The 16332-nt window shown below is 57.8% G+C and carries 15 protein-coding genes and 3 tRNA genes; 5 read left to right on the forward strand and 13 right to left on the reverse strand.

Annotated features, from left to right (window positions below; translation table 11 throughout):
* Positions 1 to 137 precede the first annotated feature (137 nt).
* From JFU57_RS29265 to JFU57_RS29300, 8 genes are all read right to left on the reverse strand, one after another.
* A complete protein-coding gene (locus JFU57_RS29265; protein WP_020296819.1) occupies positions 138 to 467 on the reverse strand; it encodes an HU family DNA-binding protein in 330 nt (109 codons plus the stop codon).
* Between the two features lie 94 nt (positions 468 to 561).
* Complete coding sequence (lon, locus tag JFU57_RS29270) at positions 562 to 2958, reverse strand: endopeptidase La (RefSeq protein ID WP_020296820.1); 2397 nt, start codon at positions 2956 to 2958, stop codon at positions 562 to 564.
* Between the two features lie 160 nt (positions 2959 to 3118).
* Positions 3119 to 4402: an ATP-dependent Clp protease ATP-binding subunit ClpX gene (clpX, locus tag JFU57_RS29275; protein WP_020296821.1), complete on the reverse strand. Its 1284-nt coding sequence runs from the start codon at positions 4400 to 4402 to the stop codon at positions 3119 to 3121.
* Between the two features lie 106 nt (positions 4403 to 4508).
* Positions 4509 to 5150, reverse strand: a complete 642-nt coding sequence (clpP, locus tag JFU57_RS29280; RefSeq protein ID WP_016965272.1) for an ATP-dependent Clp endopeptidase proteolytic subunit ClpP — start codon at positions 5148 to 5150, stop codon at positions 4509 to 4511.
* A 93-nt stretch (positions 5151 to 5243) separates the two neighbouring features.
* Positions 5244 to 6554 (reverse strand): trigger factor, encoded by a 1311-nt coding sequence (gene tig, locus JFU57_RS29285; RefSeq protein ID WP_020296822.1) that lies wholly within the window; start codon positions 6552 to 6554, stop codon positions 5244 to 5246.
* A gap of 420 nt (positions 6555 to 6974) precedes the next feature.
* Positions 6975 to 7059: transfer RNA gene (locus JFU57_RS29290), tRNA-Leu, on the reverse strand.
* 58 nt (positions 7060 to 7117) lie between these two features.
* Positions 7118 to 7193 (reverse strand) — tRNA-His (locus tag JFU57_RS29295).
* 40 nt (positions 7194 to 7233) lie between these two features.
* A tRNA-Arg gene (locus JFU57_RS29300) sits at positions 7234 to 7310 on the reverse strand.
* A gap of 280 nt (positions 7311 to 7590) precedes the next feature.
* Here JFU57_RS29300 and folD point away from each other — a divergent pair.
* Positions 7591 to 8445: a bifunctional methylenetetrahydrofolate dehydrogenase/methenyltetrahydrofolate cyclohydrolase FolD gene (folD, locus tag JFU57_RS29305; RefSeq protein WP_201131681.1), complete on the forward strand. Its 855-nt coding sequence runs from the start codon at positions 7591 to 7593 to the stop codon at positions 8443 to 8445.
* 75 nt (positions 8446 to 8520) lie between these two features.
* Here the strand turns inward: folD and JFU57_RS29310 are convergent, their stop codons facing one another.
* A complete protein-coding gene (locus JFU57_RS29310) occupies positions 8521 to 9081 on the reverse strand; it encodes a hypothetical protein (RefSeq protein WP_078473267.1) in 561 nt (186 codons plus the stop codon).
* A gap of 272 nt (positions 9082 to 9353) precedes the next feature.
* Here JFU57_RS29310 and pbpG point away from each other — a divergent pair, with 272 nt between their 5' ends.
* Positions 9354 to 10292 (forward strand): D-alanyl-D-alanine endopeptidase, encoded by a 939-nt coding sequence (gene pbpG, locus JFU57_RS29315; protein ID WP_078473268.1) that lies wholly within the window; start codon positions 9354 to 9356, stop codon positions 10290 to 10292.
* Positions 10293 to 10346: 54 nt separating this feature from the next.
* Here the strand turns inward: pbpG and JFU57_RS29320 are convergent, their stop codons facing one another.
* Positions 10347 to 11075, reverse strand: a complete 729-nt coding sequence (locus JFU57_RS29320) for a PA2778 family cysteine peptidase (RefSeq protein ID WP_201131682.1) — start codon at positions 11073 to 11075, stop codon at positions 10347 to 10349.
* A gap of 167 nt (positions 11076 to 11242) precedes the next feature.
* Here JFU57_RS29320 and JFU57_RS29325 point away from each other — a divergent pair, with 167 nt between their 5' ends.
* Positions 11243 to 11410, forward strand: a complete 168-nt coding sequence (locus JFU57_RS29325; protein WP_201131683.1) for a hypothetical protein — start codon at positions 11243 to 11245, stop codon at positions 11408 to 11410.
* Between the two features lie 70 nt (positions 11411 to 11480).
* On the opposite strand, the gene JFU57_RS29330 is transcribed toward JFU57_RS29325, so the two are convergent.
* Together JFU57_RS29330 and JFU57_RS29335 are read right to left on the reverse strand one after the other, a co-directional pair.
* The gene (locus JFU57_RS29330) at positions 11481 to 12227 is read right to left on the reverse strand and encodes a TerC family protein (protein ID WP_201131684.1); all 747 of its coding nucleotides are present in this window, start codon (positions 12225 to 12227) and stop codon (positions 11481 to 11483) included.
* A 30-nt stretch (positions 12228 to 12257) separates the two neighbouring features.
* Complete coding sequence (locus JFU57_RS29335; protein ID WP_201132228.1) at positions 12258 to 12509, reverse strand: hypothetical protein; 252 nt, start codon at positions 12507 to 12509, stop codon at positions 12258 to 12260.
* A 133-nt stretch (positions 12510 to 12642) separates the two neighbouring features.
* On the opposite strand from JFU57_RS29335, the gene nhaR reads away from it, so the two are divergent.
* Complete coding sequence (gene nhaR, locus JFU57_RS29340; protein WP_020296829.1) at positions 12643 to 13548, forward strand: transcriptional activator NhaR; 906 nt, start codon at positions 12643 to 12645, stop codon at positions 13546 to 13548.
* A 4-nt stretch (positions 13549 to 13552) separates the two neighbouring features.
* Here the strand turns inward: nhaR and JFU57_RS29345 are convergent, their stop codons facing one another.
* Entirely contained in the window at positions 13553 to 14707 is a 1155-nt protein-coding gene (locus tag JFU57_RS29345) for an MFS transporter (protein WP_201131685.1), read from the reverse strand.
* Positions 14708 to 15026: 319 nt separating this feature from the next.
* Here JFU57_RS29345 and sstT point away from each other — a divergent pair, with 319 nt between their 5' ends.
* Complete coding sequence (sstT, locus tag JFU57_RS29350) at positions 15027 to 16259, forward strand: serine/threonine transporter SstT (RefSeq protein ID WP_201131686.1); 1233 nt, start codon at positions 15027 to 15029, stop codon at positions 16257 to 16259.
* The last annotated feature ends 73 nt before the right edge of the window (positions 16260 to 16332 follow it).

Consider the following 16332-nt stretch of genomic DNA (forward strand, 5'->3'; position numbering starts at 1 on the left):
TCTCGTAACTGGCGGAGCGGTCGGAGGCTCGAACCTGCGACCCCCGGCGTGAGCCGATATTCTAACCGGCTGGCTAACCGCTCCGCGGCCAGATCGGGAATGACCCCGACCCGGGTGGGTAAAGGCTTGAACGAAGCTTAGTTAACGGCTTCTTTCAGAGCTTTACCGGCTTTGAAACCTGGCTTTTTAGCTGCAGCGATTTCCAGCGTCTTACCGGTCTGAGGGTTACGACCAATGCGAGCAGGACGATCGGTAACAGAGAAAGTACCGAAACCAACCAGTACCACAGAGTCGCCGGCCTTGAGAGCGCCAGTGACGGATTCGATCACAGCGTCCAGCGCACGGCCAGCAGCAGCTTTCGGGATATCAGCAGATGCAGCGATAGCATCAATCAGTTCCGACTTGTTCACTCTAAGTCCCCTTATATATCTATTTGAGTATGATTCTAAGTTTTTTGGTGAAAGCAAAAACGAGTGCTGAATGGCCTACAGACACTTAAGAGCCGCTTTATAACAAGGGCTCTAAAAAGCTGTCAAGGAAGCCCATCAGGCTAATGCGTACTTAATGCGTACTAATTCTTTCCTTAGAGTCAGAGTCGCGTTTTTCATCCTTTGCAACTATCTCGGGAGCTACATCCGGCAAGGGCTCCGGCGCGTATTGCAGCGCAATTTGCAGGACCTCGTCAATCCATTTAACCGGTTTAATCTGTAGATCCTGCTTGATATTGTCAGGAATTTCTTTCAAATCGCGAACATTCTCTTCTGGAATGATCACGGTTTTGATCCCACCACGGTGGGCCGCAAGCAATTTCTCTTTCAGGCCACCGATGGCCAATACCTGACCACGCAAGGTGATTTCACCGGTCATGGCTACATCCGCACGAACCGGAATCCCGGTCAGCGCCGAAACCAGCGCCGTGCACATGCCTACGCCTGCGCTAGGACCGTCTTTTGGCGTCGCCCCTTCCGGCATATGGATGTGAGTGTCGCGCTTCTCGTGGAAGTCCAGGGGAATCCCCAGGCTCTTGGCCCGGCTGCGCACTACTGTCAGTGCTGCAGTGATCGATTCGACCATCACATCGCCCAGGGAGCCGGTCTTGATCAACTGACCTTTGCCCGGGACCACGGCCGCTTCGATGGTGAGCAACTCACCGCCAACTTGCGTCCAGGCCAGACCTGTAACCTGACCAATCTGATCCTGCTGCTCGGCCAGGCCGTAGCGGAATTTGCGTACGCCCAGGAAGTGCTCCAGCAGCTCGGAAGTGACCTTCACCGAGAAGCGTTTTTCCATGGCGTGCTCTTTCACCGCCTTGCGGCAAACCTTGGCAATCTGACGCTCAAGGCCCCGCACACCGGCTTCACGGGTGTAGTAACGGATGATGTCGCGTATCGATTCATTGTCGAATTCCAGCTCGCCTTTTTTCAGGCCGTTGGCCTGAATCTGCTTGGGCGACAGGTACTTGACCGCGATGTTGATCTTCTCGTCCTCGGTGTAGCCGGGCAGACGAATCACCTCCATCCGGTCCAGCAACGCTGGCGGAATATTCATCGAGTTGGAGGTGCACAGGAACATCACATCGGACAGGTCGTAATCGACTTCCAGATAATGGTCGTTGAAATTGTGGTTCTGCTCCGGATCGAGCACTTCCAGCAATGCCGATGCTGGATCGCCGCGCATATCACTGCCCATCTTGTCGATTTCATCGAGCAGGAACAGTGGGTTGCGCACCCCAACTTTTGTCATCTTTTGAATCAATCTTCCCGGCATCGAACCGATGTAAGTCCGTCGATGACCGCGAATTTCTGCCTCGTCACGCACGCCACCCAGGGCCATGCGCACAAATTTGCGGTTGGTGGCATGGGCGATCGACTCCGCCAGGGATGTTTTACCCACCCCAGGAGGACCCACCAGGCACAGTACCGGACCGCGAATCTTCTTCACGCGCTTTTGCACGGCGAGGTATTCAAGAATACGTTCTTTGACTTCTTCAAGGCCGTAGTGATCGGCGTCAAGAATGTCTTCTGCGCGCGCCAGATCAAGGCGTACCTTGCTCTGGGCTTTCCAAGGCACCTGGACCAGCCAGTCGATATAGGAGCGCACCACAGTCGCTTCAGCCGACATGGGCGACATTTGCTTGAGCTTGTTCAGCTCCGCCTGGGCCTTGGTCAGGGCATCCTTTGGCAAGCCCGCAGCATCGATACGTTTTTTCAGCTCTTCGATTTCGTTGTGACCTTCGTCACCGTCGCCCAGCTCTTTCTGAATGGCCTTCATCTGCTCATTCAGGTAGTACTCGCGCTGGCTGCGTTCCATTTGCTTTTTGACGCGGCCACGAATGCGTTTTTCAACTTGCAGCAGGTCGATCTCGGCATCCAGCAAAGCCAGCACGTGCTCGACACGGGCCGACAAATCGATGATCTCGAGGATTTCCTGCTTCTGCTCGATCTTCAACGCCATGTGCGCAGCCATGGTGTCTACCAGGCGGCTTGGCTCATCGATGCTGTTAAGGGACGACAGCACCTCGGCAGGGACTTTCTTGCCCAACTGCACGTACTGCTCGAACTGAGCCAGCAGGCTGCGGACAAAGACCTCCGATTCGCGCTCGGGAGCGTCGACTTCGTCGATCAGGGAAACTTCGGCACGGCAGTGGCCGTCCACTTCGCTGAAGCGTTCGACAGCGCCACGTTGCTCGCCTTCGACCAGTACTTTGACAGTGCCATCAGGCAGCTTGAGCAACTGCAGGACAGTGGCGATGGTACCTACGCGATAGAGTGCATCTTCACCGGGATCGTCATCAGCAGGGTTTTTCTGAGCTAACAGAAGAATCTGCTTGTCGCCCGTCATCGCGGCCTCGAGGGCTTCGATAGACTTCTCGCGCCCCACGAACAGCGGGATAACCATGTGCGGATAAACCACAACATCACGCAATGGCAAGAGAGGCAATTCGATGGTTGTCTTCATGATTTCGCCTCTACGGCGGCCATAAGGCCGTAAACAGATGGAAGTAAGCTTGAAACCAAGATGGGGGCTGCCTTGAAAAAAAACAAGCTCAAAGACAGCACTTTGACAGTAAAAACAAAGGGGCCCGAAGGCCCCCTCTTTTTAAGCAGCAGTGCGACGCTTACGCGTCTGGCGCCACCTTGGCTGCCGGCTCACTGTTCTCATAGATGTACAGTGGCTTGGACTTGCCTTCAATAACGCTCTCGTCGATCACTACTTTACTCACCTCGGACTGCGAGGGGATTTCATACATAGTGTCGAGCAGTACACCTTCCAGAATCGAACGCAAACCACGAGCACCGGTCTTGCGCTCAAGGGCGCGTTTAGCGACCGACTTGAGTGCATCGGTACGGAACTCCAGATCTACACCTTCCATCTCGAACAGCTTGGCGTACTGTTTGGTCAGGGCGTTTTTCGGCTCGGTGAGGATCTGAATCAAAGCAGCCTCATCCAACTCGTCCAACGTCGCCAGAACCGGCAGACGACCGACGAACTCCGGGATCAGACCAAACTTGACCAAATCGTCAGGCTCGACTTCACGCAGGGACTCGCCCACCTTCTTGCCTTCCTCTTTGCTGCGAACTTCGGCGTTGAAGCCGATGCCGCCGCGAGTGGAACGGCTCTGAATAACCTTTTCCAGACCGGAGAACGCACCACCGCAGATAAACAGGATGTTGCGCGTATCGACCTGAAGGAACTCTTGCTGCGGATGCTTGCGGCCGCCCTGTGGCGGAACGGAAGCAACAGTACCTTCAATCAGCTTCAGCAACGCTTGCTGCACGCCTTCACCGGAAACATCCCGGGTGATCGAAGGGTTGTCAGATTTGCGCGAAATCTTGTCGATCTCATCGATGTAGACGATACCCATCTGGGCTTTCTCTACGTCGTAATCGCATTTCTGCAGCAACTTCTGAATGATGTTCTCGACATCCTCACCTACGTAACCCGCCTCGGTGAGGGTGGTCGCGTCGGCAATGGTGAAGGGTACGTTCAACAGGCGCGCCAGGGTCTCTGCCAGCAGAGTCTTACCCGAACCTGTAGGGCCGATCAGCAAGATGTTGCTCTTGCCAAGTTCGACGTCGTCATTCTTTTTGTCACGCTGATTCAAGCGCTTGTAGTGGTTATACACCGCTACTGCGAGAACCTTTTTCGCACGCTCCTGACCGATTACATACTGATCAAGGATGCCGCTGATTTCTTTAGGCGAAGGCAATTTATGCGCGCTGCTTTCAGCCTGTGCTTCCTGCACCTCCTCACGGATGATGTCATTGCACAGGTCGACGCACTCGTCGCAGATAAAGACCGAGGGGCCGGCAATCAATTTGCGCACTTCATGCTGGCTTTTGCCACAGAAGGAGCAATAGAGCAGTTTGCCGTTGTCCTCGCCGTTGCGGGTGTCAGTCATTCGATCGATCCAAATCCGATAGGCTTGCAACACAAGATGAAGGCAATTGCGGGCTTTTTCAAGCCCGCAGGTGGCCAGTTACCCCAACCACCGACATTTGAGTTGCTTAGGCAGGCATTTGACGCTTGTTGATCACGGAGTCGATCAGGCCGTATTCCGCCGCACGCTCTGCGCTCATGAAGTTGTCGCGTTCGGTATCGCGCTCGATGGTTTCCAGGCTCTGGCCAGTGTGATGAGCCAGCAGCGAGTTCAGACGCGAACGGATGTGGAGGATTTCCTTGGCATGGATGTCGATATCCGACGCCTGACCCTGGAAACCGCCCAACGGCTGGTGAATCATCATCCGCGAGTTAGGCAGGCAATGGCGTTTGCCCGCAGCGCCGCCGGCGAGCAGGAAAGCACCCATGCTGCAGGCCTGGCCAATGCAGATGGTGGAAACGTCGGGCTTGATGAACTGCATGGTGTCGTAGATCGACATGCCTGCAGTCACCGAACCACCTGGTGAGTTGATATAAAGATGGATGTCCTTGTCCGGGTTTTCCGCTTCAAGGAAGAGCAATTGCGCCGCCACCAGGTTGGCCATGTAATCCTCTACCGGGCCAATCAGGAAGATCACTCGCTCCTTGAGAAGGCGCGAATAGATGTCATAGGCGCGTTCGCCACGGGCGGACTGCTCGATAACCATCGGGACCAGGCCGCCTGCGGCCTGGATGTCAGAGCTCTGCTGATAATAAGAATTGCGGGACATGTCCTGCAGTCACTCCCAAATAGTCATGTCTTGAATACGCATAAGCCAGCGCGAAGGCTGGCTTATGGTGTGTATTTTCGAACGAGTAAAAAATCAGTCGGCTTGTGGTGCTTCTACCGGCTTGACCGCTTCTTCGTAAGAGACCGATTTGTCGGTCACGCTAGCTTTCTGCAGAACAGTATCCACAACTTGCTCTTCCAGCACAACCGAACGGACTTCGTTCAGTTGCTGGTCGTTCTTGTAGTACCAAGACACAACCTGCTCAGGCTCCTGGTAGGCCGAGGCCATTTCCTGGATCAGCTCGCGAACACGATCTTCGTCTGGCTTGAGGTCGAACTGCTTGACCACTTCAGCCACGATCAGGCCCAGCACAACGCGGCGCTTGGCTTGCTCTTCGAACAGCTCGGCCGGCAGCTGGTCAGGCTTGATGTTGCCACCGAACTGCTGAACAGCTTGTACGCGCAGGCGGTTGACTTCGTTGTCCAGCAGCGCCTTAGGCACTTCGATCGGGTTCGCTTCCAGCAGACCGTCCATGACCTGGTTCTTGATCTTGGATTTGATCGCCTGACGCAGTTCACGCTCCATGTTCTTGCGAACTTCGGCGCGGAAACCTTCCAGACCGCTTTCCTTGATACCGAACTGAGCGAAGAACTCTTCGGTCAGCTCTGGCAGCTTAGGCTCGGACACAGTGTTGACGGTAACGGTGAACTCGGCAGCTTTGCCGGCCAGGTCCAGGTTCTGGTAGTCCTCAGGGAAGGTGAGGTTCAGAACGCGCTCTTCACCGGCTTTGGCGCCAACCAGGCCGTCTTCGAAGCCAGGAATCATGCGGCCGGAGCCCAGAACCAGCTGAGTGCCCTTGGCGGAACCACCAGCGAATACTTCGCCGTCAACCTTGCCAACGAAATCGATGTTCAGTTGATCTTCGTTCTGTGCGGCACGATCGACCGACTCAAAACGAATGTTCTGCTTGCGCAGGATTTCCAGCATGTTGTCCAGATCGGCATCAGCCACGTCAGCGCTCAGGCGCTCAACGGCGATGGACTCGAAACCGGCAACAGTGAACTCAGGGAATACTTCGAACGTTGCGACGTATTCCAGATCCTTGCCCTTCTCCAGCACTTTAGGCTCGACCGAAGGTGCGCCAGCCGGGTTCAGCTTCTGCTCAACCACTGCTTCGTAGAAGGAAGCCTGGATCACATCACCCACAGCTTCTTGACGCGCATCAGCTTCATAACGCTGACGGATAACGCTCATTGGAACTTTGCCAGGACGGAAGCCTGCAATTTTGGCCTTTTGGGCAGTCTGCTGCAGACGCTTGTTGACCTGGCTCTCAATACGCTCGGCCGGCACGGTGATGCTCATGCGGCGCTCAAGAGCAGAAGTATTTTCAACAGAAACTTGCATGGATATTCCTCGTTGCACAGACGTTAGCCGGCCGTTTCCGACCCCAGAATCAAGGGCATGCATTCTAGTGGGTCAAACTCAAGAAGTCACCCTACTGAAAACGGGTAAAAAACAGCTGGCAATTTAAAGGCGGGGACAAACGGTTGAGCCTCACCCACAGAGCAAATACAGCGAATCAAACCAGCGCCTCTAAACCGTCCCTCTATATATAGAAGAGACCAGTCGTCAGCCGCCTGGCCGCCAGACCTCGATGGCCCGGCAGATCAACCCGAACATCCAGTGACAAAAAAAGACGAACACTTCGCCAACTCATTCAGCCCACTACCGGCAGCCGCACTGAAAACCCGAACTTCTGAAACGAAAACGGCGCAGCCCTTTTCAGGTGCTGCGCCGTTATCTGCTATTAAATAGCTACTTAATTGGTGCGGACGAAGAGACTCGAACTCTTACACCTTGCGGCGCTGGAACCTAAATCCAGTGTGTCTACCAATTCCACCACGTCCGCGTATCAAGCCTTTTAAAGCAAAGGCGCCAGACTATTAATCTGGCGCCTTTTCGAAATATGGGGTGGACGATGGGGATCGAACCCACGACAACAGGAGTCACAATCCTGTGCTCTACCAACTGAGCTACGCCCACCATATTGCGTTGTTGCGTTACTTGTGCCAAAGCTGCCTAATGGCGCACCCGGCAGGACTCGAACCTGCGACCATCCGCTTAGAAGGCGGATGCTCTATCCAGCTGAGCTACGGGCGCCTTATTAATCTGTATTCTTTAACGATTACAAACTAAGTGCTTTCAGTCGTTGTGAGTTAACCATCAACTCTGCCCGACCTTCTTAACCAGTGCTAGGCTGTGCCCGACAAGTGCGACGAATGTTATAGGTGGTCGCTAAGGTCGTCAACTCTTTTTTGAAAAAAATTCATTTAATTAAAGGGGTTAGGGGAATTTGCTGACCAAGCGCCTTTGCCCTCACGTCCCGACATGCGAGAATACGTTCTCTTTTTCTCTCCCTCTCGATGGTTAATCACGCGTCATGACTGCACAACTAATCGACGGCAAAGCGATCGCCGCTAGCCTGCGCCAGCAGATCGCCAAACGTGTCGCCGAGCGTCGCCAGCAAGGCCTGCGCCCCCCCGGCCTCGCGGTGATCCTGGTCGGCAGCGACCCAGCGTCTCAGGTTTATGTCTCGCACAAGCGTAAAGACTGTGAAGAGGTCGGCTTTCTTTCCCAAGCCTATGACCTGCCCTCCGACACCACTCAAGACGATCTGGCCAGCCTGATCGATCGCCTTAATGATGACCCGAACATTGATGGTGTTCTGCTGCAATTGCCTTTGCCCGAACATCTCGATGCCTCCAAATTGCTGGAACGCATTCGCCCGGATAAAGATGTGGATGGCTTCCATCCTTATAACGTCGGTCGTCTGGCACAACGCATTCCACTGCTGCGACCCTGCACCCCCAAAGGCATCATGACCCTGCTGGAAAGCACCGGGGTCGATCTTTACGGCCTGGATGCAGTGGTGGTCGGCGCCTCTAATATTGTCGGGCGCCCGATGGCCATGGAGCTATTGCTCGCTGGCTGCACCGTGACCGTCACCCATCGCTTCACCAAGGACCTGGCAGGCCACGTTGGCCGCGCCGACCTGGTGGTGGTTGCCGCCGGCAAGCCGGGTCTGATCAAAGGTGAGTGGATCAAGCCGGGCGCCATCGTTATCGACGTGGGCATCAACCGCCAGGGCGACGGCAAGCTGGTGGGCGATGTGGTCTACGAGACGGCCCTGCCCCGCGCCGGCTGGATCACTCCCGTACCGGGTGGCGTTGGGCCGATGACCCGTGCCTGCCTGCTGGAGAACACACTGTACGCGGCGGAAACCCTGCATAGCTAAACCAGGAAGTGCATCTGTTCCGCTAACAAAGAACCCCGCCATTGGCGGGGTTCTTTGTTTATGGGGTATGCCGGACTAGCTGCGCTCCGCCAGCGCCGCGCTGACCTGGGCGCGATACGCCACTTTCTGCAGGCGTTTTTCCAGGTCGAGCATCACCACCCGATCGCTTCGCCCGCTTTCCAGCTCATCGACCAGGGTTTGGGCGAGGAGGCGCAGGTCATGGATGATGACAATCCGCTCATCGTTAACATCGCGTTTGTGGGACTCGAACACGCGGTGCAAAAAATCCTCGATATTGCGCTGACAACGATGACGATCAGTGGCCCGCAAATGCGCCAGATTGGCTCCAATACGCCCCAACAACTCCAGCAACTCCAACGTGAAGTAGTGCAGGCGTCGGCCATACCCCACATTGCGCTCACGCAGTTGAGCGCGTTGCGCAGCAAACTCCTGCCGCCGTTGAATAGCGGGAACGGCAATGGCCACCATTAAACCCACTATCAGCCCGACTGCCTGGATCCAGCCATACCAATCAGCCGACTTGGGGAAAAACGCGAACGCCAGCAACAGCACCGCCACCATTCCCGCCCACACCACCATGGGCAGATACTCTTTGCTGATAAAGCTTTTCGGCATTGCCCGACTCCCGTTTATTCCAGGGTGATATGCAGCAAAAAAGGCGATGCTAATCCCCGCCCGGGTGGCGCACCATGTTTATTAAGTACCGGCCCGGATACCAAAGCGCCATCACTCGGAAAATACCTGTTTTTTCTTAGTTCTTAGGGGGTTTCATCGACCATTGGAAGAACAATCGACAGTTCTTCAGCCATACTCATAAAATGTAACGTTTTTTTCGAAAACGACCCGTTGCCAAACGGCATATCCATACTTTTTTCGAGTCCGCCCGCGTGAAAATTCGTCTTTCTATCCTGAGCCTATTTTTTGCTGTTACAGGCACCTTCATCACGCAGACCGTCGTTGCCGGCGAAACCACCGCCGCGCCCCGAGACACTTCACAGTTGCATATCGCTTCGGGCAGCGCCTTGCTGCTCGACCTGCAGACCAACAAAGTCATCTATTCCAGCAACCCGGACGTGGTGGTACCCATTGCGTCGGTGACCAAGCTGATGACCGGCCTCATCGTGCTGGAAGGCAAACAGTCGATGGATGAATACATCTCGGTGTCGATCAGCGACACCCCGGAAATGAAAGGCGTGTTCTCCCGGGTCAAGCTCAACAGTGAGCTGAGCCGCCGCGACATGCTGCTGATCGCTCTGATGTCATCGGAAAACCGCGCCGCCGCGAGCCTGGCCCATCATTATCCGGGCGGTTACGCGGCCTTTATTGCGGCGATGAACGCCAAGGCCAAAGCATTGGGCATGACCAGCACCCACTATGTGGAACCCACCGGGCTGTCGATTCACAACGTGTCCACGGCTCGTGACCTGAGCAAGCTGCTGCTGGCCGCACGCAAGTACCCGATGCTCAGCGAGTTGAGCACCACCAAGGAAAAAACCGTGGCCTTCCGCAAACCCAACTACACCCTGGGTTTTCATAACACCGACCACCTGGTGAACAGGGCCAACTGGGATATCAAGCTGACCAAGACCGGCTTTACCAATCAGGCTGGTCATTGCCTGGTGCTGGTCACCAGCATGGGCAATCGCCCGGTCGCGCTGGTGATTCTCGATGCCTTTGGCAAATACACCCACTTCGCCGATGCCAGCCGCATCCGCAACTGGGTCGAGACCGGCAAAAGCGGCTCGGTGCCGGATGCAGCCTTGCGCTACAAGGCCGACAAGAACCTCAAGGACCGCCAGAGTGGCGTCGCCCAGCGCAGCCAATGAGTCCTCTTTAAATGAAAACGGCGCCTCAGGGCGCCGTTTTCACATCTGCTCAGATCAGTTGCCAATGGCCTTGACCGCCTTGGCTGCTGCCTGTTCCTGACCGGCCTGGGCCAGTTCATCCGCTGCCCGCAACCAGCGTTGGCGATCGACCTTGGCTGGCACTTGGTTCGGCGCTTGGATCAACACCGCCCAACTCCCGGCATTCTTCCAGGCTGACTCAAACGAACTGAAGCTCATCAACATCCGCCGATTCTGCCCCGCACGCAGCAGCACCGTCTGCTTGTCGCGGTTGTAGCCGGCCAACACCGCGTAACGCGGCTGCGACCAGAACGACGAACCTTCGGTAAAGCGCAGCATCACCGGAAAACCGGCTGCCACCTGGGTCAGCAAGGCTGGAAGGTTGTCGTCCAGGGGGTAGACCAGCATCCCGTACTCACGGGCGAGTTTCTGCATGTTCTGCTGCAACTGCGCCTCGGCGCCCGGCAGATGCAAGGGCTTGTCGAGCAGCCCGGGCGTGATCACCACACCTTGCTGGGACAGCATGCTGGCCAGGGCGCCGGGGCCACTCTGATAGATCTCGCCTCGAAAGAACGGCACACTGCTGAGCTCGACCCGCTCGGGCAGGCGCTGGATCTCCGGCTGCACACCCGTGGCGCAACCCGCCAGGCTCAGGACACAGGCGCTGGCCAGCAACGCCGTTCGAATTCGAGGAAATACCCGCACCATCTTCGCTCTCTTGATCAGACGCCGGCCTGACAGTCTTCCGGCTGGGGGCCTGATCATAGGGCCCTCTGGCTCAGTGGTATAGCGTTAGGTCGCAGTTAATTGCCGGCGATAGAGCGAAGCAGTCGATCACTCTCGACTATTGGTCAATTGTTTGAAACACGGCAACGACTAGACTGTCCATTGCAAAGAGTGTGTGCCCTGGACAGGGCAAAGAGGAGGCACGTATGAGCCTGACAACGACGATTTTCCTACTGATCTGTGGCTGGCTGGCCGTTGCCGGCGCCATGCTCTGGGGGGTGTTGCGGATCACCCGCCGGCATCACCACCCTCTCCCACCGCCAACCCCGGCAAAAGTCAGCAAACCGGCGCCACGTCCCGCGATCGCGCACTGAGTCATCCACCCGGCAAAAAAAAGCCGCCTGCATTCTTTCGAAGGCAGGCGGCCAAATGTCACGCAATCAATCAGGCATCGAGTTCACGCTTCTGCCGCGCCCGTCGCGCCAGCATGTTCAGGCTCTCGATAGCCGCCGAGAACGCCATCGCCGCATACACATAACCTTTTGGCACGTGGGCACCGAAGCCTTCGGCGATCAGGGTCATACCGATCATGATCAGGAAGCCCAGGGCCAGCATCACCACGGTCGGGTTGTCGTTGATGAACTTGGCCAGCGGCTCGGCGGCCAGCAACATCACCAGGACCGAGACCACCACCGCGATGATCATGATCGGCAAATGCTCGGTCATGCCAACGGCGGTAATGATGCTGTCGATGGAAAACACCATGTCCAGCAGCAGGATCTGGCCGATCGCAGCGGCAAAGCCGATGGACACACCCGCAGTGGCCTTATCGTCGTGCTGAGCCCGCGGGTCCATGCTGTGATGGATCTCGGTCGTGGCCTTCCACAGCAGGAACAGGCCACCCGCGATCAGGATCATGTCCTTCCAGGAGAACACCTGGCCAAACACGTCGATCACCGGCTCGGTCAATTGCACGATAAAGGCGATGGTGCTGAGCAACGCCAGACGCAGGATCAGGGCCATGCCGATCCCGATGCGTCGCGCCTTGGCTCGATGCTGCTCGGGCAATTTGTTGGTCAGGATCGAGATAAAGATCAGATTATCGATGCCAAGCACGATTTCCATCACCACCAGGGTGGCCAGGGCGACCCAGGCGGTGGGGCTGGCGGCGAGTTGTAAAAGGTATTCCATGGGCAATCCTGGCTCTGTGGTACGAAAGGGTTAGATTTCCTGCGACGACGGCTCTTTATTCTTGCTGTCGTCAGCGGGTTTTTCCTGTTTGCTGATCAAGCCACCGGTGGCGTCGCTGATGGCTTGCTCGGCCGCCTTGTGGGTGTCGTCAATCGCTTGCTTGGCCGATTCGGCAGCCTTGCCCATCAATTGCTGGGCGCTTTTTTCTGCTTGATCGCAGCCAGCCAGGCCCACTAATGCCAGCGCCAGCAGGGCTGCGGCGCCGATGTTTTGAATTTTCATGGTGTTGCCCTCGATAGAACAGACGGGCCCAACCGGCAGGCCGTCGATAGCGGGGGATTCTAAAGAGCTGGATACTTCAGGAAAATTCGTATTTTTTGCAGTTATAATTCGGTTTTTACGAAGTGAGATCGCCATGCTCAATTATCGTCAACTGCATTACTTCTGGGTCGTGGCCAAAACCGGCAGCATCGTGCGCGCCTGCGAGCAGCTCAACCTCACCCCGCAAACCATCAGCGGTCAGATTAGCCTGCTGGAGCAAACCTATGGCATCGAGTTGTTTCGCCGGGTCGGACGCCAGCTGGAACTCACCGAAGCCGGGCGCCAGACCCTGCCTTATGCCGAACAGATGTTTCAGCTGGGGGGCGAACTGGAAGCCATGCTCCGCGCCCAGCCCAATGAGCAGCAGATCCAGTTTCGGGTGGGGGTGGCCGATGTGGTGCCCAAATCCATTGTCTACCGGCTGATCGCGCCCACCATGGAGTTGAGTGAGCCGATCCGCATCACCTGCCGCGAAGACAAACTCGAACGGCTGCTGGCCGACCTGGCCATCCAGCGTCTGGACCTGGTGATTTCCGACAGTCCGATGCCGTCGCACCTCGACATCAAGGGCTACAGCCAGAAGTTGGGCGAGTGCGGCATCAGTTTTTTCGCCACGGCCAACCTGGCCCAGGCCTACGGCCAGGATTTCCCCCACAGCCTGCACGGCGCACCGATGTTGATACCGGGGCAGGAAACCGTGGTCCGCAGCCGCTTGCTGCGCTGGTTCGCCGAACAGCAGATTCAGCCGCGGATCATTGGCGAGTTCGACGACAGCGCGCTGATGCAGGCCTTCGGCCAATCCGGCAGCGGGATTTTCATCGCCCCCAGCGTGATTGCCGATGAAGTGAAGCGCCAATACGGCGTGGAGCTGATCGGCCAGACCGATGCAGTGACCGAGTCCTTCTATGCCATTTCAGTGGAGCGCAAGGTCAAGCACCCCGGCATCGTCGCGATTACCGAGGGTGCGCGCCGCGAGCTGTTCACCGCCCTGCCCGCCTGAGGTATCAGGCGCAAGCTCTGCGCGGCTTGGCGCCCATCAGCAGCAAGGCCAGGACAATCGACACCAGGATGAACCCGGCAGCGGCGAATCCCAGGCTGCCCAGGCCCAGGGTGTCGATCACCCGGCCACCGACCATGGCTCCCAGGCCGATCCCGAGGTTGGCCCCGGCGATGTTCAGGGACGCGGCAAAGGCCGGCGCTTCAGGTGCGGCCTTCATCAGCCGCACATGGCTGACCAGAAACAACGCCGCCTGGGTCACGCCCCAGATGCCCATGGCCGCCGCCAGCCCCAATGTCGAATGGATAGCCGGTACCAGGGCCACCATGCCGCCGATCATAAAGGCGCAGAACACCATCGACGCCATCAGCGGATGCCGGTCCACTGCCCGTCCGCCCAGGGAATTGCCGATCAACCCGACCGCACCAAAGCCCATCAGGCACCAGCCCACCACGGTGCCGTTGAACCCGGCCAGGCGCTCAAGGATGTCGGCGAGGTAGGTGTAGGCGGTGAACATGCCGCTGAACACCAGGATCGACAGCAGCACATGCCCCTGCATCAGCGGGCTGCGCAGGATCTTGAATTGCGAACCCAGGCTGACCTGCTGCTTATGCAGCTCGGTCTTCGGCAGGTAGATAAACAGCAGCAAGGCCTTGGCGAACGCCACCACCGCCAGGATCGCAAAGGCGCTGCGCCAGCCGAAGGCATCGGAAATCAGGGTCCCTACCGGAATCCCGAAAACCGTGGCACACACAATGCCGAAGCCGATTTTAGCGATGGCGCGCCCGGCGTAGTCCGGGCCGACAATGCCGACCGCAGTTTCACTGGCCAGGGCCCAGAACACCGGCAACCCCAACGCCGGGATCAACCGGGCCACAGCCATGACCCCGATATTCGGCGCCAGCGCCGCCAGGGTATTGGCCAGGCCGAACATCACCAGCACCGTCACAAACAGGCGCTTGCGTTCGAAACGGGCGAAATAGGCGGTGAGAAACGGCCCGAATGCAGCCACGGTGAAAGCGAACAGCGTCACCAGCAGGCCGGCCTGGGGCACGCTGACCTCAAGATCCCGGGCGATCGACGGCAGCAGACCGACGATGATGAATTCCGTGGTCAGCACGGTAAAACCCGCAGCCGACAACAGCAGGATGGGCAACAGCATGAATAACTCCAGAAACGACAACGCCAGCGCCAGCCCGAGGGCCCACTGAGGGGATATGAAAAAAGGATGGCGAATGTTAACAGAATGTTTGATCCGCCGCTGAAGCGCGGGCTGTGCGGCAGATCGTCATACACCTCCGGGGGACCACCGGCGCTGTGATAAAGTCCGCCCCCCTAAAAAACCCGGCACGGTCATCGTCTACCCTCGGTGATTCAGCGCAAAGCGTTGCTGCCGCGTACGGTGGGCAATCCTTGAGACAGTCGGCCGCGTCTATTACTGTCGCCCCATCCAATACCTCAAAAAAAACAGAGATACCGTTATGACTGCTTCGCCCCCTTCGCTTCTGCAAAAACTCAAGGGCATCAGCCTGGTCACGCAGATCATTATCGGCTTGCTCGCCGGGATCGCCCTGGCGCTGTTGCTGCCCGAAGTGGCCAAGTCCACCGCTTTTATCGGCAAGGTGTTTGTCGCTGCGCTCAAGGCCGTGGCGCCGATCCTGGTGTTCGTACTGGTGATGGCCTCCATCGCCAACCACAAACATGGGCAGCAGACCCATATCCGGCCGATCCTGGTGCTGTACCTGCTGGGCACCTTCGCCGCGGCCGTGGTCGCGGTGATCGCCAGCAGCCTGTTCCCGTCGGCGCTGGTGCTGTCCACCCACGACGTCGCCATCAGCGCCCCCGGTGGCATCGCCGAAGTCCTGCAAAGCCTGTTGCTGAGCGTGGTCGAGAACCCGGTCAGCGCGCTGATGAATGCCAACTTCATCGGCATCCTGGCCTGGGCCATCGGCATGGGCGTCGCCATTCGCCATGCCGGTGAGACCACCCGCACTGTGCTCGGCGACCTGTCCAACGGCGTGACCCTGATCGTGCAGGTGGTGATCCGCTTCGCCCCGCTGGGGATTTTCGGCCTGGTGGCCTCGACCCTGGCCACCTCCGGCTTCGGTGCGCTGCTGGGCTATCTGCACCTGCTGGCGGTGCTGATCGGCTGCATGCTGTTTGTGGCTCTGGTCATGAACCCGGCCATTGTCTACTGGAAAATCCGCCGCAACCCCTTCCCGCTGGTGCTGATGTGCCTGCGCGAAAGCGGGATTACCGCGTTTTTCACCCGCAGTTCGGCGGCCAACATTCCGGTCAACCTGGAACTGAGCAAGCGCCTGGGCCTGCATGAAGACACCTATTCGGTATCGATCCCCCTGGGCGCCACCATCAACATGGCCGGCGCGGCGATCACCATCACCGTGCTGACCCTGGCGGCGGTGCACACCCTGGGCATCAGCGTCGACCTGCCGACTGCGGTGCTGCTCAGTGTGGTCGCGGCGATCTGTGCCTGCGGCGCCTCGGGCGTGGCCGGTGGCTCGCTGTTGCTGATTCCCCTGGCGTGCAGCCTGTTCGGCATCCCCAGCGAGATCGCGATGCAGGTGGTGGCGGTCGGCTTCATCATCGGCGTGCTTCAGGACTCGGCGGAAACCGCCCTCAACTCCTCCACCGATGTGCTGTTCACCGCAGCCGCCTGCATGGCCCAGGACGATCCGGTCCAACCGACAGCCTGAGCGGCACAGCCTTCGACGCGGCCCTGAACGCCGCGCACAAAAAAGCCCGGCAAGGCTCACACCTTGCCGGGCT

The organism is Pseudomonas sp. TH07 (assembly GCF_016651285.1).
Taxonomy (GTDB): domain Bacteria; phylum Pseudomonadota; class Gammaproteobacteria; order Pseudomonadales; family Pseudomonadaceae; genus Aquipseudomonas.